20 protein-coding genes are annotated in these 22,561 nt (G+C 69.9%); 13 read left to right on the top strand and 7 right to left on the bottom strand.

Annotated features, from left to right (window positions below):
* Window positions 1-505: 505 nt before the first annotated feature.
* The gene (locus ACQEU8_RS20905; RefSeq protein ID WP_433103266.1) at window positions 506-1,303 is read left to right on the top strand and encodes an LmeA family phospholipid-binding protein; all 798 of its coding nucleotides are present in this window, start codon (window positions 506-508) and stop codon (window positions 1,301-1,303) included.
* 86 nt (window positions 1,304-1,389) lie between these two features.
* On the opposite strand, the gene ACQEU8_RS20910 is transcribed toward ACQEU8_RS20905, so the two are convergent.
* The 3 genes from ACQEU8_RS20910 to ACQEU8_RS20920 all read right to left on the bottom strand — a co-directional run bounded on the left by ACQEU8_RS20910 (window position 1,390) and on the right by ACQEU8_RS20920 (window position 5,905).
* Window positions 1,390-3,075 (bottom strand): DUF4185 domain-containing protein, encoded by a 1,686-nt coding sequence (locus ACQEU8_RS20910; RefSeq protein WP_433103268.1) that lies wholly within the window; start codon window positions 3,073-3,075, stop codon window positions 1,390-1,392.
* A gap of 41 nt (window positions 3,076-3,116) precedes the next feature.
* Entirely contained in the window at window positions 3,117-4,205 is a 1,089-nt protein-coding gene (locus ACQEU8_RS20915; RefSeq protein WP_433103270.1) for a DUF4185 domain-containing protein, read from the bottom strand.
* A gap of 65 nt (window positions 4,206-4,270) precedes the next feature.
* Window positions 4,271-5,905, bottom strand: coding sequence for a fucose isomerase (locus ACQEU8_RS20920; RefSeq protein ID WP_433103272.1), 1,635 nt, complete (start codon window positions 5,903-5,905; stop codon window positions 4,271-4,273).
* An 813-nt stretch (window positions 5,906-6,718) separates the two neighbouring features.
* Here ACQEU8_RS20920 and ACQEU8_RS20925 point away from each other — a divergent pair.
* From ACQEU8_RS20925 to ACQEU8_RS20940, 4 genes are all read left to right on the top strand, one after another.
* Window positions 6,719-7,810, top strand: a complete 1,092-nt coding sequence (locus ACQEU8_RS20925) for a glycoside hydrolase family 172 protein (RefSeq protein ID WP_433103274.1) — start codon at window positions 6,719-6,721, stop codon at window positions 7,808-7,810.
* A 95-nt stretch (window positions 7,811-7,905) separates the two neighbouring features.
* Entirely contained in the window at window positions 7,906-9,276 is a 1,371-nt protein-coding gene (locus ACQEU8_RS20930) for an ABC transporter substrate-binding protein (protein ID WP_433103277.1), read from the top strand.
* Window positions 9,273-10,238, top strand: a complete 966-nt coding sequence (locus tag ACQEU8_RS20935; protein ID WP_433103279.1) for a carbohydrate ABC transporter permease — start codon at window positions 9,273-9,275, stop codon at window positions 10,236-10,238. Before ACQEU8_RS20930 ends, ACQEU8_RS20935 begins: the two co-directional genes overlap by 4 nt.
* Complete coding sequence (locus tag ACQEU8_RS20940) at window positions 10,228-11,103, top strand: carbohydrate ABC transporter permease (protein WP_433103281.1); 876 nt, start codon at window positions 10,228-10,230, stop codon at window positions 11,101-11,103. Before ACQEU8_RS20935 ends, ACQEU8_RS20940 begins: the two co-directional genes overlap by 11 nt.
* 248 nt (window positions 11,104-11,351) lie before the next feature.
* Here ACQEU8_RS20940 and ACQEU8_RS20945 read toward each other — a convergent pair whose 3' ends face one another.
* From ACQEU8_RS20945 to ACQEU8_RS20955, 3 genes are all read right to left on the bottom strand, one after another.
* A complete protein-coding gene (locus ACQEU8_RS20945) occupies window positions 11,352-12,197 on the bottom strand; it encodes an LLM class flavin-dependent oxidoreductase (RefSeq protein ID WP_433103283.1) in 846 nt (281 codons plus the stop codon).
* A gap of 243 nt (window positions 12,198-12,440) precedes the next feature.
* Window positions 12,441-13,205, bottom strand: coding sequence for a YqjF family protein (locus tag ACQEU8_RS20950; RefSeq protein ID WP_433103286.1), 765 nt, complete (start codon window positions 13,203-13,205; stop codon window positions 12,441-12,443).
* Window positions 13,206-13,312: 107 nt separating this feature from the next.
* A complete protein-coding gene (locus ACQEU8_RS20955) occupies window positions 13,313-14,158 on the bottom strand; it encodes a chitosanase (protein WP_433103288.1) in 846 nt (281 codons plus the stop codon).
* A 189-nt stretch (window positions 14,159-14,347) separates the two neighbouring features.
* Here ACQEU8_RS20955 and ACQEU8_RS20960 point away from each other — a divergent pair, with 189 nt between their 5' ends.
* From ACQEU8_RS20960 to ACQEU8_RS20995, 8 genes are all read left to right on the top strand, one after another.
* On the top strand, window positions 14,348-14,947 hold the full coding sequence (locus ACQEU8_RS20960; RefSeq protein WP_433103290.1) for a S1 RNA-binding domain-containing protein: 600 nt from the start codon (window positions 14,348-14,350) through the stop codon (window positions 14,945-14,947).
* The gene (locus ACQEU8_RS20965) at window positions 14,944-16,428 is read left to right on the top strand and encodes a hypothetical protein (protein WP_433103292.1); all 1,485 of its coding nucleotides are present in this window, start codon (window positions 14,944-14,946) and stop codon (window positions 16,426-16,428) included. Before ACQEU8_RS20960 ends, ACQEU8_RS20965 begins: the two co-directional genes overlap by 4 nt.
* A gap of 702 nt (window positions 16,429-17,130) precedes the next feature.
* Window positions 17,131-17,940 (top strand): alpha/beta fold hydrolase, encoded by an 810-nt coding sequence (locus ACQEU8_RS20970; protein ID WP_433103294.1) that lies wholly within the window; start codon window positions 17,131-17,133, stop codon window positions 17,938-17,940.
* A gap of 257 nt (window positions 17,941-18,197) precedes the next feature.
* Window positions 18,198-19,187, top strand: coding sequence for an AraC family transcriptional regulator (locus ACQEU8_RS20975; protein ID WP_433103296.1), 990 nt, complete (start codon window positions 18,198-18,200; stop codon window positions 19,185-19,187).
* 97 nt (window positions 19,188-19,284) lie between these two features.
* The gene (locus ACQEU8_RS20980; RefSeq protein WP_433103298.1) at window positions 19,285-20,148 is read left to right on the top strand and encodes a maleylpyruvate isomerase family mycothiol-dependent enzyme; all 864 of its coding nucleotides are present in this window, start codon (window positions 19,285-19,287) and stop codon (window positions 20,146-20,148) included.
* Window positions 20,149-20,574: 426 nt separating this feature from the next.
* Window positions 20,575-20,901, top strand: a complete 327-nt coding sequence (locus tag ACQEU8_RS20985) for a hypothetical protein (RefSeq protein WP_433103300.1) — start codon at window positions 20,575-20,577, stop codon at window positions 20,899-20,901.
* A complete protein-coding gene (locus ACQEU8_RS20990; protein ID WP_433103302.1) occupies window positions 20,898-21,332 on the top strand; it encodes a hypothetical protein in 435 nt (144 codons plus the stop codon). The genes ACQEU8_RS20985 and ACQEU8_RS20990 overlap by 4 nt, the downstream gene beginning before the upstream one ends.
* Window positions 21,333-21,340: 8 nt before the next feature.
* On the top strand, window positions 21,341-21,823 hold the full coding sequence (locus tag ACQEU8_RS20995; RefSeq protein WP_433103304.1) for a YcaO-like family protein: 483 nt from the start codon (window positions 21,341-21,343) through the stop codon (window positions 21,821-21,823).
* A gap of 480 nt (window positions 21,824-22,303) precedes the next feature.
* Here ACQEU8_RS20995 and ACQEU8_RS21000 read toward each other — a convergent pair whose 3' ends face one another.
* Window positions 22,304-22,522 carry a hypothetical protein gene (locus ACQEU8_RS21000; RefSeq protein ID WP_433108613.1) on the bottom strand — a complete coding sequence of 73 codons (219 nt, stop codon included), beginning with the start codon at window positions 22,520-22,522 and terminating at the stop codon, window positions 22,304-22,306.
* Window positions 22,523-22,561 lie beyond the last annotated feature (39 nt).

The following is a 22,561-nucleotide window of genomic DNA, read 5'->3' on the forward strand; positions in this document are numbered from 1 at the left end:
GCCGCGCGCGATGCCCGCAGTCGTCGGGCCGCGCTCCGTAGCGCGGGAGGCCCCACGGGGTGCGGATACGGCCGGGGGCCGCTGTGACCGGGGCGGCAGCTTCGCCGCAGGACGGTGCCGTCGACACGTTCCGTGATCGAGGGGTCCCGTACCGGCACCGGGCAGCGGTGGTGTGACGCAGTCCGCACGGTCGGGGGCGGATCCCATGGCACACTCGGACAAACGTGCCCCTTCCGCCTCGGCAGTGACAGCCGCGGAGCCGGAAGCCGGCGCACAGGTGCGACGCCCGGCCCGAGGAGCCCGGCGTTCCGGCACTCCGCCGGGCAGTGCCCCCCAGGCTCGCCCGGCGACGGTTTCCGCCCATGACGCCGGATGCCGACACCGACGCCGTAGTCGGTCCCCAGCGATCCCAAGCCCCGTCGACCGCCCGCGCCCGCTGCGGAACGCCGCGTGCCCGGTCCCGGTCGGGCCGGTGCCCAGGCACCTGCCCGGCACCCTGTCCCAGATGGGAGTACCACCCCCCATGAACACCCGCCGTACCGTCTTCGTCTCCGCCGCTGCGCTCGCTGCCGTCGTCGCAGCGGGCGGCGGCGCCAACGCATTGGTCGAGCACAAGGCCCAGGAGCGCGCGGCCGAGGAGGCCCGGTGCCAGCTGGGTGACAAGGCCACCGGGGTGCACGCGGAGCTCACCGACCCGCTGGCCGGTTTGAAGACCCTGACCGGTGATGTGGGCACGGTGCGCATCAGCGCCGACAAGGTCCAGCACGAGGGGACGGCCTTCGCCGTCGATGCGGCCCTGCACGGTGTGTCCACCGACGGCAGCGCCTCCTCGGGCTCGGCCACCGTCACCGTGGGCTACGACGAGGTGGCCAAGCAGCTGCCGAAGCAGGTGAAGGGGCTGAAGCCCGGCACGGACGGCCGCCACCTGACGCTCTCCGGGACCATGGGCGACATGGGGATCCCCATGACCGTGCTGAACAAGGTGTCGGCCGGGCCTCGCGGCCTGACCGTCACTCCGGACAGCGTTCGCGTCATGGGCCAGCAGATGAAGATCAGCACGCTCACGTCGCTGCCCGGCATGGACCGGTTCGCCGACCAGCTCGGCCCGCGCACCGTCGGCCTCGACCAGCTGCCCGAGGGGATCGAGCCCACCGGCGCCGAAGCCACCGAGGATGGGCTCGCCCTCTCCTTCCGGTTCTCGCCCGAGACGCTGAAGTCCTCCGAAGCCTCCCAGGCCGCTGCCGGCGCTTCCAAGGCGTCCTCCGGGTGCGAGTCCGGGGACTCCAAGAGCAGCGGCGCCTGAGCCGACCGCGCTCCGGGCCCGCGTGGTGATCCTTGCTGGTCGGCGAGATCCTGGTCACAGCATGTAGGCCCCCGGCCAGGGGCGGCTCAGCGGTAGGAGGCCTCCAGTTCGGCGATGGAGGTGAAGGTCTGGCTCCCACCGCTGCCGCCGATGATCCGCACGCCGTCGCCGCTTGTGGTGTCGAAGTCGAAGACATACGTCCTGTTCGTTCCGGCGGCCGACGACGTCGGGTAGGACGGTGTCACCCGCAGGCCGCCGACATCGGTCCAGTCCCCGTCGCGCCGCACCTGGACCCGTGGCGCGCTGCTGAACCAGCCGCCGTCGCCGAACATCGTGCCGGTCGTGTAGGCCACCCGGTTGAGGCGGTACGTACGCGGCCAGGTGTAGCCCCACCAGCTGGTCGGCTTGCGTTCGTCGTTCCAGTCGTCCTCGTTCTGCGCCTTGTTGCCGTCGTTGTAGATCGCTCTGCCGAAGTGCGTGGCGCGTTCGATCGGTACGGTGCCGGGCTCGCGCGCGAGATTGCGTGCCGGGTCCGGGGAGTTGTCCGGGGTGGTGGGGACCGACGGGGTCAGGGACATCCGGCGCAGCGAGAAGGTGTAGGCCCAGAAATCGCCGGCCGGGTAACCGCCGCCGCACGGGCAGACGTTGGATTGCAGCCACATCGACTTGCCGTCCGCGCTGATGTACTTGGACGGGATGGTGGTGGCGTATCCGCCGTGCTTGGCATGCGTCCATGGGTATCCGCCGAAGTCCTTCGGGGTGAAGTGCTTCCACGGGCCCCACGGGGTGGGCGCCTCGTAGAACTCGTACGTGTACTCCGTCCAGGAGGTGTAGATGTAGCGCTTCAACGGCTTGTTGTAGACGACACCGCCCTGGCTGATCACGCTCAGGTCCCTGACGCGGCCCGCGGTTCCCACGTTCTGGTAGATGCGGTGGTCGTCGTGGAGCACCGGGACGCGTTGGTCGATGCTGGAGCTCCACCGCGGGGTGCCGCCGTCGTCCCCGGCGTAGAACTGCCAGGCGGCCCGGTCCTGCACGGATGCCGCCGGTACCCGGGCCAGGTAGACATCGACCGGGTCGGGGTCGGGGTCGAACGTGTCGCGCCAGTTGTGGTCCAGGCCGTACGCGTAGACGTACCCGTCCGGGCTGTTGGCGTTGTCCTCGCCGTAGTCCAGGAACATGACCGTGGTGAACTTCTGGTCGGAGAACATCGGCTCGGCCTTGTCCGACGTCCAAGTGGCGCCCTTGTCAGTCGACTTGACGACAGTGGCGCTGGGCGCGTGGTCCAGCGTGTTCCGCTTGAGGTCCTGAACGGCCAGATACAGGGTGCCGTTGACGCACACCATGCCGGTGGGCTTGCGATAGTAGTCCTGCGGGTTGCCCCAGATCCGGCCGATCTGGTCGCCGGCCGCGCGCTGGGTGCCGGTCAGGTTGCCTGGCATGCCGCTGATCCGGGCCACGCCGATGTCCTGCCAGGTGTCGCCGTAGCCCACGCCGTCGCCGTACGCGGTGTAGACGTTGTCGTCGTCCGACCAGCACGACGGCCACAGGTCGCCGTGCTCCTTGTTGTCGCCGATCGCGGGAGCGCCTTCGGTGGCGCCCGGCGCTATGTCCACGGTGGAGAAGTACGTGCTCTCGGGCGCGTTCGCGGGTGCGGTGGTGGCAGTCGGCGCGGAGCGCGGCGCTTCGTTCGCCCCCGTGGCCGGACCGGTCAAGGCCGTCACGACGGTCAGCGCGGCCGCAAGGGCGATCAGGGCTCTGGTTCTTCGCACGAGCGTGCTCCTCGGCGGTTCGGGGAGGGGATGAAGCTTGCTCAGACGGCCAGACCGTTGACCCGGTACTGCATCACCCGGTAGTTCTGGTCGTCGTACCACTGGCTCACGGCGAGGTGGAACTCGCTGAAACTGGAGCCCGGGACGATGAATCCGCCGTACGGGCTTGCGACCGCGTTGCCCGACTCGTTGCCCGGCGTGGTGGGGACGATGACGGTCTGTTCCGGCGTGTCGAACAGGTTGCTCGTGGGGAGCGCGAAGACCTGGGCGCGCATATCGAGGGGCTCCATGTTCAGCCAGGTCAGGGCGTATCGGCCGGCCATCGCGCGGAAGCAGATCTCGCCCCACCTGCGACGCGCCGTCACTGTGGTCGGGGCATGGCCCCAGGCCCAGCTGCCGTTCGCGTAGCCCCACGGCTCATACGCGGCCGGGTCCCCCACCCGCTCGTGGCGGACGCGGTGCAGCAGGAGGTCGGAGGCCACGTCCCGGTTGAACACCGTCGACAGGACATAGCAGTAGCCGTCGTCCGCGACCGCGTACGTCTTCTGCTGAAACTGGCCGCCGTACTGGTCACCCGGCCACTGGCACAGGTACTCCCAGGTCTCACCGTTGTCCGTCGAACGCCAGAAGTCCGAGTGGTGGGTCTGGTGAAGGACGCCGCGCATCAGATGCATATACATCGTGTCGCCGATGGTGAAGACGTCCGACGGTATGGCGGTGGTGTTGTTCTCATGGCTCTCCGGCACCAGGCCAACGGCGTGCGCACCGCCCACGCTGTCGTCGATGACGAGCGAGGAGAGGTCGGGCTCCCGCGCGCGCAGACCCACTGGGGCGCGCCAGTCCCCGTCGCCCACGCCGGCACCGTCGAAGGTGTCCCCGCAGACGAACAGCATCGTGCCGTCGGGGCAGCGGACGGGGATGCCGAGGTCGGTCCAGTCCGCGGCGAACCGGCCCGTCTCAGCGGGACCGGTGAGGTTGCGGACCTTCGTGCCGGTGATGGCGGCAGCGCTCGCCGGCGCCGCACCCGCGGTGAGCCCGGTTGCCGCCAGGCCCACGCCTGCGGCGAGCACGAAGCGACGGCTCGGACCGTCGGACGCTCCCACAGGGGTGGGGTGTTGTGAACCTGCCATGCGGAACTCCTCGTGCTCGTGGGGGATTTCTGATTCGACTGCTCAGCCGCGCACCGCCGGTACGGCTACAGCGAGACGTCGCCGCACAGGTGCACCTCGACACCCAGCTCGGCGAAGAGCGCCGCCTTGGCGCGCAGTGCCTTGTCGCCGGTCGCCGCGTCCGGTGCGTAGGCCACGTTGAGGTGGTTGGCGCGGTGGCGGGCCATGAACTGGTCCCGGGTGACACCGTGCAGGACCGCGTGCATGATCGGCCACTGGTGGTTGGTGGCGTCGAGCCGACGCCGGGTCTCCTCCTCGGGCAACTCGACGGAGGTGGCGCGGCCCAGATCGACATGCAGACAGCCGTCCATCAGAAACACCCGTGACCAGACGATCTCACCCGGCTTGGAGACGCCGCTGAGGGTGCCGCCGCCGAGAGGGAAGAACATCGGGGGCTGGCGCATGCTGTACGACTTGTCGTAGCCGCCGTTGTGCGAGGCGGGCACCGAGCCGGAGATCTCGAAGACCCACACGAACCGGCCGTCGTACTCCTCGCCCCAGCGGATGTCGTGCAGCGTGGTGGCAGGATCGAGCCCCATCGCCGTCCAGATGCGGTTGGTGACGAGGGAGTCGACTGCGACACCCTCGTCCACCTCGTTGAAGTGCGGCAGCGGCGCGCCCGCATAAAGCTCGCGAGCGCCGTCGCGACTGCGCACCGGCGGGCGCTGGACGTTGTTGAGCAGCCCCTCGGCGAGGTCGCTCGCGGGGACGGTGTCCTTGAGGCCCTGCTGGTACTGGATGCCGACCGCGTCGAGCCCGAAGTCGTCCGAGATCCGCAGCGCGGCGATGTACATCTTGAACTGGCTGAGCAGCTGCGCGTCGGTCAGCTCGGTGGCCTCGTCGGTTCCGGTGTGGAAGGTCATCCCGGCCTGGTCGAGCCAGTCGCGCACCGCCTGGGCCTCCGCGTCCGAGACCTTCCTCATCTCGGCGACCAGGGCACTCTGCGACAGGCGCTCCTTGTAGATGCCGAGCGGATTGAGCAACTCGTCGTCGATGATGGCGTTGTACATCCCCATGCAGCCCTCGTCGAAGACCCCGATGATCGCCTTGTCCTCGCGCAGCTGCCTGGCGAGGGCCACACCCAGTTCCGTCTCGGGGTCCCGCGGCAGGGGCGGCAGGGGCCTCACATGGCTGGTGTCGTGGCGAACAGTGCCGGTCTCCAGCCAGGCGCGCAGGCCCTCGCGGGCCCAGTCGTCGGTGAAGTCGGCGCTCCACAGTACGGAGTAGTCGCGGCCCGCCTTGGTGAGGCTGCCGGCGAGGTTCAACAGGCCGACGAGGCCAGGGAATTCACCGCTCCAGTTGGCCACGACCAGGATCGGCCCCCGGTGGCTGCGCAGCCCCGCGAGGACGTGGTGGCTGTACTGCCAGACGGCCTCCACGACGATCAGTGGGGCTTCCGGCGGCAGGTGCTTGAAGACCTCGATACCGGCCCGCTGGCTGTCGATGAAGCCGTGCCCCTTTTTCGGGTCGACGTGGTGGCCGCGCCGCGGGGTCCAGCCGAGCTGGGTGATCGCGGCGGTCAGGTCCGCCTCCAGTTTCTGCTGGGTGGGCCAGCAGGTGGTGTTCGCGGCGGGACGGAGGTCGCCGCTCGCCACGGTGTAGACCGTGCGCGGTTCGGGGGTGGGTCGCGGGGTGAGTTCGGGGAGGGTGTACGTGGTCATACGGTCTCCGTTGGTCGCAGCCTTTGGGGGCGCCGATGAATTGAGGGCCTCGGGTGGGTGGGGGTGGGCTTGAGGGCCCAGCCTTGGGCCCCCTCCCTCTGTTGGGGGCGCTGCCCCCAAACCCCCGGTCCTCGCCGGACGGGCGTTGGGGCGGCTCCGCCCCCCAACTGCCCCCCGCTACGGGGGCTCCGCCCCCCTAGGAGCCCCCCCGACCCCATGCCTCCCTATGGACAATTCGACCTCCGCGCCCGGTCCAGGACTATTCGCTGCGGGTGGCGCCCATATCTGGGGTGGATAACAGCCCCCATGCTCCAACCCCAGATATGGGCGCCACCCGCAGACAAAAGGCAGTAGCCCTGAAGCGGTCTGCTCTTACGTCAATAGGTGGCGGTCTTGCGGAAGGGGGGTCCTAGGGGGGCGAAGCCCACCTAGCGGGGGGCCGTTGGGGGGCGGAGCCCCCCAACACGACCACTCGGCGGCAGCCGAAAAGACCAGGGGGCGTGCCCCCACAACAGGGGCGGCAACAAAACACCAGCGGCGGCAAAGCGAAGGCATACTCCGGAACCCTCGCAGAAATCGATTTCACCGTCAACCCACCCCACAGAAGCCCCAGTTGCCCAGACAAAAGACAACGACAGGTACCCAAACCCACCACCGAGGCCACCAACACACCTCACCCCTTGACACCCCCGAGCTCCCTCTCTACGTTCCCGTGAAATGGATTTCACACCCCGCCGCGCCCCCAGCTGCGCGGCGCCCCCTCCCGCCGCGCCCCCAACCGGCGACCCGCAACTCACGTGAGGGCAAGACACGATGACGACGTTTGGACTCGACGGCATCGCCCACAGAACGCGCGCCGCAACCCGCTCCCTCAGCGCCGAGAACCCCACCGGCGCCAAATCCAACGGCGCCCGTGCCACAGCAGGCACGGGCGCCCTGGCGGCGAGCCGGCTCGGCCGAGGCTGGAAGATCTCCCCCAGCATCGACATCGCCGCAGGCGAAACCACGGTGCTCGGCGACATCGAAGGCCCCGGCACCATCCGCCATCTGTGGTGCACCACAGACCCGCACTCGGCCTGGCGAGGCACCCTGCTGCGGATGTACTGGGAGGGCGATGAGGAGCCGGCCGTCGAGGTACCGCTCGGCGACTTCTTCTGCAACGGCTGGAACACCTTCAGCCAGGTCTCGTCCGTGCCGGTCGCCGCGAATCCCAACGGCGGCTTCAACGCGTACTGGCCGATGCCGTTCCGGCGCCGGGCGCGCCTCACCCTGGAGAACCTGACGGCCGAGAAGGTCACCCTCTACTACCAGGTGGACTATGAGCTGGACGAGGTCGGCGGCAACGCCTCCTACTTCCACGCCCAGTGGCGGCGCAGCCACCCCGTGCCGTACGGCGAGGTGCACACCCTGCTCGACGGCGTCACCGGCGCCGGCAGCTATGTCGGCACCTACCTCGCCTGGGGCGTCAACAGCCCCGGCTGGTGGGGCGAGGGCGAGCTGAAGTTCTATCTCGACGGGGACGACGAGTTCCCGACCATCTGCGGCACCGGCACCGAGGACTACTTCGGCGGCGCCTGGAACTTCGATGTACCCGGCCAGGGCTACACCGCGTACACCACCCCGTATCTGGGCTTGAATCAGATTCTGCGCCCGGACGGGCTCTACCGCAGCCAGCAGCGGTTCGGGATGTACCGCTGGCACGTCCTGGACCCGATCCGCTTCGCGGAGGACCTCCGCGTCACCGTACAGAGCCTCGGTATCGGCCCGGGCCAGGGCAACGGTCTGCCACACCGCTACCGGCACACCAGCGACGACATCGCCAGCACCTCGCTCTTCTATCTGGACGCCCCGAGTTCCGCTTCCCGTCCGGCCACGCCGGACCTGCTGACCCTCGAAGTCGACTGACCGCCGTACGGCGAGTCCCGTTCACGGAAAAAACGTCCACCGGTTCCCGGGGTCCGCTCTCCCCAGCCCCATCCCACTCCGACAGGAGCGCACGCATGCTCCAGCACGGCAACGACGCCGAGCGCACATCTTTCGGCAGCTCGCGCCGCCGCTTCCTCACCGCGATGGCGGGTGCCGGGGCTGCCGTGGCGTCCCCGGCCCTGCTCACCGGTTGCGGCACGGCCCAGGCGAAGGGGGGCCGCCTCCAGTTCTGGAACTTCTACGGACCGCAGCGGTCGCCCGATCCGGCGGTCAACGCACAGTCCAAGTGGTTCGTCGACATCGTCGCCAAGTGGAACGCCACCCACACGACGCAGATCGACCTCGTATATCTGCCCCGATCCACCTACCTCAACGGATTCAAGCTGCCGTCCGCCTTCGCCGCCGGCGACGGCCCCGATGTCTTCCTGGTCTCCCCCGGCGACTTCCTGCGCTACTACAACGGCGGGGTGCTGGCCGATCTCACCCCGCACATGGAGAAGAAGGCCATCGACGACTTCGGCTCCACTCTCGACAGCCGCAAGGTCGACGGCAAGGTCTGTGCGCTTCCCATGGAGGTCGAGCCGCTGGCGATGTTCTACGCCCAGGACGTGTGGGAGAAGGCCGGCTTGTCCGAGGCCGACATCCCCACCACCTGGGACCAGATGCTCGACATCGGCGACAAGCTGCGTACGAGGACCCGGGCCGGCCTCGTCTTCCAGACCGAGCCGGGCTACTTCCAGAACTTCACCTGGTACCCGTGGATGTGGCAGGGCGGCGGCGAGGTCCTGGACGAACGGGGCGAGGTCGCCTTCGACTCCAAGGCCACCCGCCAGGCACTTCGACTGTGGCAGGACGCGGTGCGCCACGGCATCGCGCCGCGCACCATGCCCGCCGCCGGGGATGTCGTCGGCGGTTTCAAGGGCGGCAACGTCGCCATGTGGCAGGAGGGCATCTGGAACGTCTCCAGTTTCAAGGCGTTCGCCCCGAAGTACCAGTACGGCGTCTTCAAGCTGCCGGTGCCGCCGGGCGGCGAGTACGTCACCGCGCTCGGCGGCTGGTCCTTCTGCGCCAACGCGAAGGGCCGCAACCCCGAGGCGGCGGCCGAGTTCTGCGTCTGGGCGCTGGGCTCGATGAAGGACGACTCCATCGGCCGGATGGTCGACTGGTGCGTCGGCGCCAAGTCGGATGTGGCGCCGCGCACGAGCGCCCTGGAGCGCGGTGCCGCCAAGGGCGGCTACGACTCCGAGGTGATGCGGAAGTTCAAGGAGGAGATCGTCCCGGGCGGCCGCGCCGAACCGCGCTATCCCCCGGTCGTCTACAAAGCGATCTCCGACGCCATCCAGGGCACCATGCTCGCCGGTCGCGGTGTTGCCGACGAGACGGAGAGAGCCGCCCAGTCCATCGCGGCGTACACCAAGAGCTACCAGGGGGCGAGCCTGATATGAGCAGCGTCGCCGCACAAGAACGCCGTCGCACCGGCCCGGCCCCCGCGCGGGCAACCGCGTCGTCCGAGGGTCCGGGGCTCAGCCGCAAGCACCGCGAGTGGCTGGCCGCCGGTCTGTTTCTCGCCCCCGACGTGCTCGGGCTGCTGGTCTTCGTGGCCGTTCCGATGGTGCTCTCCATCGTGCTGAGCTTCTTCCAGGTCAGCGGCTTCGGCAGTTACGAGTGGATCGGGCTCGGCAACTACCGGCGGATGATGAACGACCCGCTGTTCTGGGACTCGATGCAGATCACCGGCCTGTACGTGGTGATTCTCGTCCCCGTCCTGTTCTGTGTAAGCCTCGGTCTCGGCCTGCTGGTCAAGCAGAAGCTGCCCGGCGTCGGGGTCTACCGCACCGCACTCTTCCTGCCGTACGTCATCAGCCTCGTGGTGGTCGGCGTGCTGTGGAAGTTCCTGCTCGACGAACAGACCGGTGTGGTCAACCGGGCCATGCGCGCGGCCGGTTTCGAGGGCGCCTCCTGGCTCGGCAGCCCGGCACTGGCCCTCGGGTGCGTCATCGCCGTCATGGTGTGGGTGATGATGGGCTACTACATGATCATTTTCCTGGCGGGGCTGCAGGAGATCCCCCAGGAGTTCTACGAGGCCGCGCGGATCGACGGCGCGGGGCCGTGGACCACCTTCCGTACGATCACCTGGCCGCTGCTGCGCCCCACCAGTTTCTTCGTCCTGCTGATGTCCACGGTCGCGGCCATCACCGGGGGCCTCGACCTGATCTTCGTGCTGACCAACGGCGGCCCCGCCAACGGCACTTCGGTGGCGATCTTCTACATCTATCAGCAGGCCTTCGGATTCGGTGAGTACGGCTACGCGTCGGCCATGGGCTCGTTCCTGGTGCTGATCATGCTGGCCATCTCCGCGGTGATCTTCAAGTTCACGAGAGGCGGGAGGTTCGACGATGGCGAGTGACACCATGGCGACCCGGGCCACCACTCCGGCGGCCCGGCGCCGCCCGCTGTCCGCACGGCTCCGGTCCCCGCGTACCGGGCTGACGGCCCTGGCCGTCGTGTTGTCGCTGATCAGTGTCTTTCCGGTGCTGTGGATGGTCACGTCGTCCTTCAAGACGCGGGCCACGGTCACCGACGGAAAACTGATCCCCCGGGACTTCACGTTCGACAACTTCGTATACGTCTTCACCGAGGTGCCGTTCGCGCGCTATCTGTGGAACAGCTTCTTCATCTCCGCGGTGATCACCGTGGCGGCGCTGTTCTTCCACTCGATGGCCGCCTACGCGCTGGCGCGGCTGCGTTTTCCAGGGCGCGAGAAGCTCTTCGCCGCGATCTTCGCAACGCTGCTGGTCACTGCTCCGGTGGTGCTGATCCCGCTGTTCCTGGTCGCCCGCGAGCTGGGCCTGCTCGACAGCTATGCCGGGCTGATCATCCCGGCGATCTTCAACGCCTTCGGCATCTTCCTGCTGCGCCAGTTCTATCTGGGGCTGCCCAAGGAGTTGGAGGAGGCGGCGATCGTGGACGGCTGCGGCCACTGGCGGGTCTACTGGAACATCGTCCTGCCGATGTCCCGGCCGATCCTCTCGGCCCTGGCGATCTTCTTCTTCCTCGCCAACTGGAACGCCTTCGTCTGGCCACTGGTCGCCACCAACGACCAGGACCTGACCGTCGTCCAGCTCGGCATCGCCTCGTTCCAGACCCAGTACGGGTCCAACTGGAACCACATCCTGGCCGCGGCGACGGTGGCCGCGCTGCCCATACTGCTCCTGTTCTTCGTCTTCCAGCGGCAGATCGTGGAGTCGATCAAAACGTCCGGCCTGAAGTAATCGAGAGGGCCGCCTAGGGCCTACCCGGCGGACGTTCCCCGCGCCCCGAAGGGGCGCGGGGCTGTGTTCATGTGCGGCTCCGCCGCGATGGGGGTCCCCCCTGTTCGAGCGAAGCCGAGAACTTGGGGGAGCGACCAGCCACGCCCCACCTGCAGCCCGCAAGCATCGGGCAGGGGCCGACCCTCCCCGGAACCACGGAGAGGGCCGGCCAAAATCCGCCGCAATTCGGCGTCCCACTCAACCCGCCGTCACAGGACGTCGGCGAGCCGGTCGACCTGGCTTGGATCGAGGCCGTAGCAGTAGAGCATGACCTCATCCGCGCCGAGGTCGGCGAAGTCGGCGATGGCGCCCCGGATTTCGGCGGGCGTGGTGAGCATTCCGGCGACCATCCGGTCGGCCATGCCGGTGAAGGTGTAGTAGGCGTGCATGTTCGCCCGAGCGTCGTCGATCACGTCCTGCGGACCGAGCGCGACGTTGACCTGCGCGACGATGCGGGGTTCACCGTCGCGGCCATGTTCCTTCCAGTAACCGCGCACGGTGTCGAACAGGCCGCCTGCCCATGAGGGTGCTGCGGCAGCGAGATAACCGTCGCCCCAGCGCGCGACGCGTTCGAGCGCGACGGGCTTGAAGCCGCCGAAGAGCACCTCGGGGCCGCCGGTCCTGGCGGGCGCGGGACCGATCGGGCCGACGCCCTCGCCGTACGGTTCACCGGACCACAGGCGGCGCATCACCGCCATCTGCTCGTCGAGGCGGCGGCCCCGCGTGCGCTTGTCGACGCCTGTGGCCTGATGGTCGTCGTCCCGGCCGCCGATACCGAGGCCGAGTACCAGGCGTCCGCCGGTCATCCGGTCCAGGGTGGCGGCCTGCTTGGCGAGGAGGGCGCTGTCGCGCAGCGGGGCCAGCAGCACCTCGGTCTGGACGCGGATGCGGGAGGTCGCGCCGGCGAGGACGGCAAGCGCGACCATGGGCTCCGGGTTGTGGTAGACGAGCCGGTCGAGCAGTCCGAGTGTGCTGAAGGGGCCCGCGTCGGCGCGTTGGGCCCAGGTGAGCAGGGTGGCCGGGTCGCCGATGGGCAGGCCGATACCGACGTTCATGAAAGAGACCTCCGAGAGGAAGGGTCGACAAAGACTGTTGCCGCCCCTCCGGCACCTCAGCGAGGTGGGACGCTCCTGCTCTGCGGCGTACTTCCGGGGAGACGTCTCATCGAAGTGGGCTCAGCGTAGGACGAGCCGGCCCGGCGGGACAAGCCAATTCGCCGCCCGCCTGTCCCAGCAGCGACAACAAGTCCCGCAGTGACACAAGTCCCCTGAGCCGCCCGGGAATTGAGAGCGAGGAACTCAGGGTGTCGGGATGCCGGCCGGGCGGACGGGGCGGCCGAAGCGCACGGGGACGCCCGGGGAGTACAGCACGCTGATCGGGTCCCCGTCCGGAGCCGGCAGCCCGGCCGCCGCGACGAGATCCTCCTCGCACTCGATCAATTCGGCCTCGTACAGCGGCCAGCGAGGGTGGACGTTGGGCAGGTACGCCGGCGCGCCGAAGAAGGCCGTGTGCATGCCCCATCGGGCGGTGAGGAAGTGTTCCAGTTCGGTCGGCTCCACCACTCGTGGCCCGGGGCGTACGACGATCCGGCTGTGCGCGCCGCGTGGCCCGGGCCAACGTCGGGTGCTCTCGTAGGTGACCGTCGGCCCCTCGGTGCGGACGGTCATCCGGGACCACACGTAGGGCAGGCCGAAACCGGCCCGGCCCATCAGCACCGGCACCAGCCGGGAGGCGTCCAGCGAGCGGAAGACCACTCCGCGTCGTCCCTGCGCATCCACCGAGTACAGGCGCACGTTGGTCTCGGGGAAAGTGCCCAGGTACGGGACGCCCGGCAGCCGCAGCCAGCCGACCCGGTGCATCCGGAAGGCGACCAGACCCACGAACGTCGACCCGTCGAGCGTGTCAGGTGTAGTCCCGGCCGGCAGCAGCGGCACCACCACAGCGGGGTCCACGGCCCAGTGGATGAAGGTGAGGTCGAGCCACTGCTGGGTGATCAGCGGTCGCGGTACGGTCACTGGTGCGTCAGGTGTGACGGGGTCGGGCGGCCGCGGGGAGAACGACATGCCGCCAGGATCCCAGACACCTGGCGGCCGCCGATCCACTCCCACCGGCTCCTGCCCTTGCGCCCACCCGCTCCTGCCTTGCGCCGAGGGCGCCGAGGATGTCCGCGTCAGTCGATGTGGTAGCTGTCGCCGTAGACCTTCCAGTCCAGCGGCGGTTCGAGATCGAAGTTCCCGGCGCGGAGGAAGACACGCTGTGCGGTGTCGACACGGCTGGTGTCGCTGTGCGCCTCCTCCTGCTTCATGGCCCACACCCGCGCGTCGAGGAAGGCGTCGAGGTACTCCTTCTCGTCACCGCCCTCGGCGGGCGGCTGTGCCTGGCGCAGGGCGCGCCGGCGGATGTTGCGGAAGCTGGTGGCGTCGCTGCCGTCGCCGTGCATGACGAAGGCGTCGTAGTAGGCGAACTGTCCCAGGGCGCGCAGCCCGTCGGCCTTGCCCTGCTCGACCGCGGGGTTGAAGTACACACGGTCACGCTCGTCGTTCTGCGCCTGCTGGAAGACCTGGTCGCGGGCCGCCGTACGCCAGTCGCCGCTGAAGTGCGGATCGAGTCCTTCGTGCGAGTCGGAGCCGTTCACTCTGCGGAGCGCCAGCAGATACGGGGCCAGGACGTTGCCCGGCTTCCGGTCCTTGTACAGCTCGACGAGGTCGAGCATGTCGCCGGTGCCGGAGCAGAAACCGATGATGCCCGCGGTGTACCCGCGGCCGTCGCCTATGTCCTCGATGTACTTGTACTGCGCCTTCCAGTCGAGGGAGGAGTTCTCCGCGCTGGAGACCAGTTTCATGGCGATCTCCTTCTTCGCGGGGTCGTCCAGTCCCCTCCCCCGCCGCGATACCTCGGCGGCCGGGGAGGGGACGGCGCTGAGCAGGGGCACCGCCGCCAGGGAGGTGCCCAGCAGCGTGAGGGCGGTGCGGCGGGAGAGGCGCCCGGGACGGGGGGTGTCGCTGGACGGTGACATAGAGGGGGCTCCAAGTGGGGGGTGGGGGCCGCCGGTTGGGCGGTTGCCTGCGTATCAACGCACAGACGCGTACCGACGCACCGGCGTTCCGGCGTTCCGGCGTTCCGGCGTTCCGTCAGGAAGGTTTCCTACCAGAAGGCAGCAGTGCGGGGTACCCGGCGGACACCCCTCGGATGAAAAGCTGGGCCCGTGATCGAACCGTCCGAGAACCCGGAGCTGTGGGCATTTCTGAGCTCGCTGCGCCGCGGCGAGCTGCTTTCCGGCACCGTCGCGGCGATCGAGCGGTTCGGCGTATTCGTCGCGCTGGACGAAGGCCCCGCGCACCCCGTCTACCCCGGCGTCGGGTTCATCACCATTCCCGAACTGTCCTGGCTGCACATCGAGGCAGTTGAGGACGTCGTCCGGGTCGGGCAGCGCGTCTCGTGCGAGTTCCTCCAGTTCGACACATGGCACGCGGAGGCCAGACTGTCCCTGCGAGCCACGCGGCAGGATCCTTTCCAGGCGTTCGCCGACCGCACCCCGGTGGGCCGGACGCTGCACGGACAGGTCACCAAGCTGGTCCCGTTCGGGGCGTTCGTCCGGGTCGCCGACGGCATCGAGGGCCTGGTCCCGCTTCGCGAACTCACCCGTACGCCCGTCGACGCTCCGGAGGATGCCGTCCGGGTCGGCGACGAGGTCACCGTCGTCGTCACAGAGATCGACCGGCAGCGACGCAGACTGGCGCTCTCCCGACGACAGGTGTCATCCCGCCCGGACGTGCCGGAGCCTCCTCAGGGGTCGGTCGCATGAGCGACCCCGTACTGGAGATCTTGCGCACCCGCCCGGAGCTGGCCGAGCCGGCGGCCTTCCCCTTCGGCTTCGACGTGCGCCGGGCGTACCACGTTGAAGAGGTGCACCTGGCGTCCGGTGCGCCGCTGGAGCCCATCGCCGGTGACGACACGGGCGGCACCTATTTCCTGTGCGGGGGAACAGCTGTGCTGTACGCGTCCTCGGAGGGGGACGCCGCGCTGCTCGCCGACAGTGTGGGCGAAGCACTCGAGATCCTCGTCCGGCTGCCCTGGTGGTGCAAGGACGTCGTCTCCACCGAGATGGACGAGGCGGAGCTGCTCGCCGCGCTACGTGCCGCCGACGACCGGGCACGGGAGGAGGTCGCTCCCCAACTGGACGCACAACGGGCGACGTTGCTCAGCGGCCTGGGTCTGCCGGACCGGCCACTGGTCGAGCTGGTCGCCATGGCGGAGTCGGCCGCCGGGCGTACCGAGCCGGATCATGTCCTGCTCAACTCCCGGGAACTCCGCGCATACCGGCTGGACGAGTCCTTCCGGCAGCCTCTGCGCGACATCGTCCTCGGCCCTGGGCGGGAAGCGCTGGCCCGGCTGCGCTCCGGCGACTCCGGCGCACGGGAGGAAGTGGCTGCGGATCCAGAGCTGCGGACGGGGGTACTACGGGCAGCGCAGTACGACCGCCGGGACGGTGACCTGCCGCTGCTGCGCTTTCTTTTGGAGTGCGAGTTGCTGGAGCGCGAGCGCGCCGGGCAGACAGAGTCGTACGAGGAGCGCTGGCTGGCCGCGATGCTGGTGGCGTGGCACGGACAGGACGGAGACGTTCCGCTGCTGCGGTCGGCCACTGCCGGGCAGGTGACCGACAGTGCGGGAGCCGTGGAGTGGGCTCGCGTCCAGGAGGCCAGGCGTTACGCGCGTGATGTGGCCGCGGAGAGCGAGTTCACCTGGATCGGGCTGGCTCGTCGGCAGGGCCGCGTCGAGCATGCCCGGGTGGCGCTCATCCGCCTGCTGGACGCCACGGGCCCGGACGCGGACCGGCTCCGGGAGCTGAGCCGGGCACTGGAGCGCATCGGCGACCACGCTCAGGCCGCCCGCGCCCAGTCCAGCCTCCTCTCGCTCCAGGACACGGCATGGGACCGGGCGTCGGAGGCGTACGTACTGGCCCGGCTGGAGCGCCACAAGGGGGACCTTGCCGCGGCGGCGCTGGCGCTTGAGCGGACCCGGGCCGCGGTCGGCGCCGACGGCACCGCGCCGGACGAGACAGTGTCCCGGTGGCACCGCCTGGGCCTCGGCCGGCTGATCACGGAGCAGCATCTGGAGCTGACACTCGCCGCGGTCGAAGCCGGTGACGTGGAACTCGCGCGCGCAACGATGGCGCACGGGAAGCGGTTGCTCAAAACGATCGGCAAGAACTCGGCGAAGGCGCTCAGCGGGCTGTCCACGCGGGCGGCATGGGCAGTGGCCGGACTGCGCTCGTCCGGCTCCTGAGGACATCCGTTGCCGGGACGCGGGCGGCCCCGCTGTCGACGCGCACGGCTTTCGGTACCCGTGTCCGTTGTACGGGCGACCCGTTTGCCGGTGCACGGACGCGCGAGCGGAACTCCAGGCCCGGCGACCACCCTGGCCCATGGCTACCTGGCCCGCGGCCGCCGTGTCCTCCCGAGGGCCGGACAACGGTCCGAGGGCCGGACGACGAGCCAGCCTGTCAGTCTCGCCAGGCGCCCCGTGCCCAGCGAGTGAATTGCGCCATCATTCCCCACCGTTCGCCCCACGGGCCCCACCGGACCCGCACGCGAGCCCTGTTCCCCCGACCGGCACCCGCGCGGGAGGGCCGATTTCCGGAGCGGTGTCGCACTGCCGTCGCCTCACCATGAGCGGATGGCCATGGGCGCTCCGTATTCGGCGTTCGCGTTTTCCGGCCAAGGGCCGCGCTCCGCGGCTAGCTGACCCTTCCGGCCGAGGGTAGCGTGTTCCCACACCAGGCGGTCAAATGCCGCGCGAGGCCGTGTAGTTCTCATCGGGTGGGAATTCACGCAGGGCAGTCGCGGCAATCGCCCTGGGGGCTGTCACGTGGCTGGGGCTCGGGGGATCCCGGCGCCGTGCAGCGAGGCCCCGAGCCGATACGTCGGCTCGGGGCCTGCTTGTAGATATCCCCCACTCCGTGCCCTGTGCCGCACCCTAGGAGGAGCAGTGCCTTATGCGACTGTCGACGGGATCGAGTTGTTCTACGAGGATCACGGGGCCGGGCAGCCGCTGATCCTGTTGCACGGCTGGGGCACATGCGGTCAGGTGTGGAGCGCGCAGCGGGAGGAGTTCGCCCGCGACCACCGGGTCATCACGCCTGACTGGCGCGGCTGCGGCCGCTCCGGGCGGCCCTCGAGCGGCAACACGATCGCGGGCAACGCGGAGGACATCCTGGCGCTGGCGGCCGCGCTGGAACTGGACGGTCCGGTCCTCGTCGGGTGCTCGGCCGGGGCCGCGATCGTGCTGGAAGCGGCCACCAGGGCGCCCTCGTTCGTCCGTGCGGTGGTCGCCGTCGACGGGCCCGGATACTGGCCCGCGGAGCGGAAGGCGGAACGGCTCGTAGAACTGCGGCGCGCTCTGCGTACCGCCCGCGCTGAAACGGTGCGGCAGTGGGTCAAGGACTGGTACGGCCCACTGGCCGACCCGGCACTGCCGGAGTGGACGGCTCAGCAAATTCTGGATTCATCGGAATACATCGATGAAATCCTCACAGATGCGGTACGCCATAACCCACGGGCCACCATTGGGGAACTCGCCGTGCCCGCGGTCTTCGTCCATGGGGAGCTCGACGCGGAAATTCCCTTCGAGGTGTCCGAAACCCTCGCGGAACTCGCTCCGCACGGCGAGGCTCACCTGATGAAGGAATCGGGGCACATGCCGCACGTGGAGCAGCCCGCGGAGTTCAACGCGCTGCTGCGGTCCGTACTCCGGCGGCTCGCGGCGCCCGCGGCAGCCGGCCCCGCCGACCAGGACTGACCGCCCGAACACAGTGCACATCAGCAGGGCCCCGAACCGGAGATCCGGCTCGGGGCCCTGCCGTACTGCGCCGGGTCCCCCGACTCCCAGACGCGGTACGGCTCCAGGACATGGCCGATACTGGCCCGTATGAACTCCAAGGCCGCGCCCGGCATTTGACTCCTGGGATCCAGAACGTTACTCACTGTGGAAAAGGCAGGCTAGCCGCGGAGCGCGGCCGCTGGCCGCATAACGCGACGGTGAGTGAGGAAGCTCTGATGAACGCGTCCGCTGCCGATGACAGCCGGATGCGGACGCTTGTCCGCAGCGACGACCTGGACGAGACGCGCGAGCTCATCAGCACTGCCTACAGCCCGTACGAACTGCGCGCCCTGAACAGGCCGCAGGACTTCACCGCGTGGTATGCCGAGGGAGGCTTCCCCGGGGTCACCCTCTCCGCGCTGAGCTACGGCACCGAGACCCTGGTCGCGCCCGAACCGCTCACGACGTACCTGCTGGTCTGCCAGGTGCACAGGGGCCGGGTCCGGGTGGAGTCGCCGGGGCGCGAGGAGCAGTTCGTCGACACCGGCGACACCTATGTCCTCGATCCGCACCGGAGGTTCAAGGTCTTCTGGGGCGCCGGAGCCCGGATGACGACGCTCAGGCTCTCCCGCGAGGTGGTGGACCGGGCGGCGGGCGAGGCGTTGGGCCGCGATGAGCCCGTACGGGCGCGGTTCGCCCTGGGCGGGGCGGTGTCAGCGGCGGCGGCGGAGAGCTGGTCGGGGATCTCCGCGGCAGTACACCGGGAAGTGATGGCCGGTGGAGTCGCCAACACCAGCCCACTGGTCGCGGCGCAGCTCACCCAGGCGGCGGCCGCGACCCTGATGGCGACACATCGCCTGCTGCCGGCCTCTGAGCCGGTGCGGCACACGGGGAACGTGGCACACCCCGCCGTCCGCAGGGCCATCCAGCTCATCGAGGAACGCAGCGACCAACCGCTCACCCTCTCCGACCTCGCCGTGGCGGCCAGGCTCAGCCCCAGAGCTCTTCAGGAAGCGTTCCAGCGGTACGTCGGCCGTACGCCGTTGGCGCATCTCCGCGAGGTCCGGCTGGAGCGCGCCCACCGCGACCTGGTCGCGGCCGACGCCGACGGACCGATCACCGTTGCCGAGATCGCCTTCCGCTGGGGCTTCTCCAACCTGGGCCGGTTCGCGAACTGGTACCGCCGGCGCTACGGCCACGCTCCCTCCGTCACCTTGCGCACCTGAACGCCACGCGGCGGCCGTCACCGTCGGACGCCGGTGGTGCGGGCCAACGGGCGATATACGGTGGCTCGACCGGCGCGCCGGTTGGCAGGATTTGGGCATGCGATCCCAGGCCAACGGGGTGCCGAGCCATGCGTGGCTCGGCACCCCGATCGATGCCCGCTCGCTCTTCGCTCCTGAGCAGGCCGCACTGATGGCCACGCTGCGCGGTCTGGAGCCCGCCAACTGGTGTGCAGAGGCGGTGCCGGGCTGGACCGTACGCGATCTCGCTGCCCACCTCCTCGGCGACTTCTACGGGCGCCTTGCCCGCGACCGCGACGGACACCGGGAAGGGCCCGGTTTCGCGGCGGGCGAGTCCCTGGAAGCGTTCATCCACCGCATCAACCAGGAGTGGGTCGACGCCCACCGCCACGTGAGCCCGGCCGCCCTCGTCGACACGCTCGATCTCGTCGGCGCACAGCTCGTCCGATTCTTCGAGACGACCGACCCCGATGCCCCGTCGTTGGGGGTGTCCTGGGCCGGCGTCGATCCGGCACCGATGTGGCTGGACAGCGCCCGCGACTTCACCGAGTTCTGGACCCACCGCCAACAGATCCGGCACGCCGTCGGCCGGCCCACCGACCCGGACCCACGGTTTCTGAGCCTGGTCCTGGACACCTTCTTGCGGGCGCTCCCCCACACCCTGCGCAACACTGAAGCGCCCGTCGGTACCCAGCTTCAGGTGCACATCGCCGGCCCGGCGGGCGGGACTTGGACCGCCACCGCCACCGCCCCCGAGCGCTGCTGGTCCCTGGCCGAGCCGGACAGCGGTCATCCCGCAGCGGTCGTCCACCTGGACGCGGAGACCGCCTGGCGCCTGTGCACCCGGGGCATCCAGCCCGACACCGCCCTCGCCCGCGCCCGCGTCGAGGGAGAACGAGAACTCGCCCGGGCTGCATGCCAGATCGTGTCCATCGTCTATTGACCCTCCGCTGCGGAGGGGGCACGCCTGTTCATCGATGACCGAGCAGTTCAGGAGCTCGCCCGAGGCGGACAAGCGGTGAGCGTCCCTGATCATCAAACGTTCGCCGTCGGACGCCAACGGCTGCCGACCACTGACCGCCGACCACACCGCCCCCGCCCGGCCCCTTGCTCACTCCCACGACTGGTAGTTGTTCGCTCATCCGGGGACATCCGCTGTGCGAGGGCAAAGCGCCAGGACAGCCTCTGCTCGTGCGTCCTCCCAGCTCTGTCGAGCGGCCTTCGAATGCCGCGCGGCCCGCGTACGCGTCCCCCCGGGATGTCGCGCTGTGCTGCGTCGCGTCGGGCGTCACCACGTGCGGGGACGTCATCGCCACAGCGCTCTGCTGCTCCATGTGCACGGCGGCGGGCCGCCGTCCGGGAGCCCCTCATGCGCCGCGACCCCCGGGACGAGACCGACCTGCTGCCCACCCCGCTGCGCGCCGATCCGCGGCCGGTGTCCGGGCTGTTCCAGCAGGTCGTCGTACTGGCCCGGAGCGTCCTGCTCTACGACCGGATGCTGGACGACTGCCCCCGCCCCCTGACGGCCGGCCCGAACACAGAAGTGCGGCAGGCGATATGGGAACGCCGCGAGCTGCTCCGCGTACAAGGACTCCAGGGCGGCAGCACCCTCGCGGAACGGTCCGCCGCCCTCACCGACCACGGTCGCGCCCTCGCCGCGGAAGCCCGTCGCGTACTCGACGGGAGCGCGGCATGAGCCGTCCCGGGATCGTGGCGCCGACGGCCGCCACGGAGACGGGTGTTCCCGGCTTCGGCGAGGACTGGCCGGTGCGGGTGGCCACGCTGTTCAGCGGTACGCCCGGGCTGCTGCTCGCCGCCACCGCCGCGCGCTCGGCCGCCTTTGCCCGCAACGACGCGGCCGTCGGCAACCGTGTCCTGATCGGCTCGGCCGCCGGGTTCGACCGGACGGATGTGGTGGCTCGCGCCCGGGGCGGCTGGTGGAGCGGGTCGGCAATGTACTCGCCGGGCGGCGCGCCGAGGCCCGGGCGGTGCCGGGGGCGGACGCGGCCGCACGCGTGGCGTGCTCGCCGGGGGGGGAGGCATGATCGCCTCGTACGACGCGCTGCACCGCCGCAGTGTTCCCGTACTCTACCCGTATTCGTGGCCCGAACTGTCGGCGGACGGTGACAAGTTGCGTGCCGCCGACATGCTGTGGGTGCTGGGGGCGATCCTGCACGACCGGGGACAGCGTGTGGGTTCCCGGCTGCGCCGTATACCTCGCCCACCGGCCGCCGACGGGCTGCGTCGCCCCGCTCCGACCCGGCTCCACGGGACTGGCCGCTCACGTCAGTCGGGACAGCGCGGTGCGTCACGCCGTGTTCGAAGTGCTGGAGCGTCACCTGGTGTGGCACGCCTGGGACACGCACGCTCCCCGCCGGCAACTGTCCCCGGAGCAGTGCCGACGAGTGCTCCCGGAACCGCTGCGGGAGGGGCTGACGGCGCTGGGTCGCGCGGCCACCTTCCTGGAGTTGCCGGGGCGGGCCGGATGTCCTGCGTGCTGGCGTGCGCGCACCGACCGGACGGTATGCACCAGACCTTCGGGGCCCGCGGCACGCTCGTCGATGACTGCGGCACCCCACCACCCGCTGCCCTCACGGCCGCGTGCCTGGAGGCGCTGATGGTCCGCCGGGCCTGGAGAGCACCTCCGCCGCCACGGCATGGACCCGTATGACGCGGGCGGAAACCACCGCAGGTTCGCCGGGAAGCCCGGGCACCGTCGGCCCGCGCGGACTGTTGGAGCACGCCCTGCACACCTTCCACCGGAAGGACAGCCTCCGTCATCTGCGCCCCGAACCCGGCTCCCCCACACGCTCCGACAGCCGGAACACGGAAGCTGCGCCGGCCGGTGAACCACCGGAACCACTGCGCAGCCACCACGGTCCCACCCCCGCCGCAAGGGTCGTCGGCGTTCTCGGAGCTCTGTCTGCGTTCTCAGAGCTCGGAGAAATCAGCCTAGGAACCGTCGCTACTGCTCAACAGGGCCGAAGTGGGGCGCGAAACCGGGACGGGCTGTGCGCCCCGTACGCCGCCGTTCCCCGCCCCGCTTCGGGCGGCAGCCGCCTCACTGCCGCCGTGGGACGCGGGCTCAGCGCGGGGCTTCAGCGCGGGGCTTGGGCGCCGCCGCCCCGCCGCAGCTGGTCGACCACCTGCTGGTGGAGGGCGGCCAGTCCGCCGGGCGGGACGGGCGTCGGGCTGCCGGTGAGGGTGTACCACTCCTCCGCGCCCGTGTACTGCACGTCGATCGCCGCACGCCCGCCGGGCGCCGGGCGGGTCACGACGGTCACCTCGCCGGTGATGACGCCCACCTCGTCGGTCATGACGCCGCCCGGGCCCGCCTGGACTCGGTCCTCGTAGCG

This window comes from Streptomyces sp. CA-250714 (assembly GCF_050936705.1).
Classification (GTDB): Bacteria; Actinomycetota; Actinomycetes; order Streptomycetales; family Streptomycetaceae; genus Streptomyces.

What these genes read in the sequence shown, in the direction of transcription:
- ACQEU8_RS20985 (WP_433103300.1), top strand. Translation starts at nt 20,575, where the DNA reads ATGCGCCGCGACCCCCGGGACGAGACCGACCTGCTGCCCACCCCGCTG.
- ACQEU8_RS20905 (WP_433103266.1), top strand. Translation starts at nt 506, where the DNA reads ATGGGAGTACCACCCCCCATGAACACCCGCCGTACCGTCTTCGTCTCC.
- ACQEU8_RS21000 (WP_433108613.1), bottom strand. Translation starts at nt 22,522, where the DNA reads ATGACCGACGAGGTGGGCGTCATCACCGGCGAGGTGACCGTCGTGACC.
- ACQEU8_RS20915 (WP_433103270.1), bottom strand. Translation starts at nt 4,205, where the DNA reads ATGGCAGGTTCACAACACCCCACCCCTGTGGGAGCGTCCGACGGTCCG.
- ACQEU8_RS20930 (WP_433103277.1), top strand. Translation starts at nt 7,906, where the DNA reads ATGCTCCAGCACGGCAACGACGCCGAGCGCACATCTTTCGGCAGCTCG.
- ACQEU8_RS20990 (WP_433103302.1), top strand. Translation starts at nt 20,898, where the DNA reads ATGAGCCGTCCCGGGATCGTGGCGCCGACGGCCGCCACGGAGACGGGT.
- ACQEU8_RS20980 (WP_433103298.1), top strand. Translation starts at nt 19,285, where the DNA reads ATGCGATCCCAGGCCAACGGGGTGCCGAGCCATGCGTGGCTCGGCACC.
- ACQEU8_RS20920 (WP_433103272.1), bottom strand. Translation starts at nt 5,905, where the DNA reads ATGACCACGTACACCCTCCCCGAACTCACCCCGCGACCCACCCCCGAA.
- ACQEU8_RS20940 (WP_433103281.1), top strand. Translation starts at nt 10,228, where the DNA reads ATGGCGAGTGACACCATGGCGACCCGGGCCACCACTCCGGCGGCCCGG.
- ACQEU8_RS20965 (WP_433103292.1), top strand. Translation starts at nt 14,944, where the DNA reads ATGAGCGACCCCGTACTGGAGATCTTGCGCACCCGCCCGGAGCTGGCC.
- ACQEU8_RS20935 (WP_433103279.1), top strand. Translation starts at nt 9,273, where the DNA reads ATGAGCAGCGTCGCCGCACAAGAACGCCGTCGCACCGGCCCGGCCCCC.
- ACQEU8_RS20950 (WP_433103286.1), bottom strand. Translation starts at nt 13,205, where the DNA reads ATGTCGTTCTCCCCGCGGCCGCCCGACCCCGTCACACCTGACGCACCA.
- ACQEU8_RS20945 (WP_433103283.1), bottom strand. Translation starts at nt 12,197, where the DNA reads ATGAACGTCGGTATCGGCCTGCCCATCGGCGACCCGGCCACCCTGCTC.
- ACQEU8_RS20925 (WP_433103274.1), top strand. Translation starts at nt 6,719, where the DNA reads ATGACGACGTTTGGACTCGACGGCATCGCCCACAGAACGCGCGCCGCA.
- ACQEU8_RS20955 (WP_433103288.1), bottom strand. Translation starts at nt 14,158, where the DNA reads ATGTCACCGTCCAGCGACACCCCCCGTCCCGGGCGCCTCTCCCGCCGC.
- ACQEU8_RS20975 (WP_433103296.1), top strand. Translation starts at nt 18,198, where the DNA reads ATGAACGCGTCCGCTGCCGATGACAGCCGGATGCGGACGCTTGTCCGC.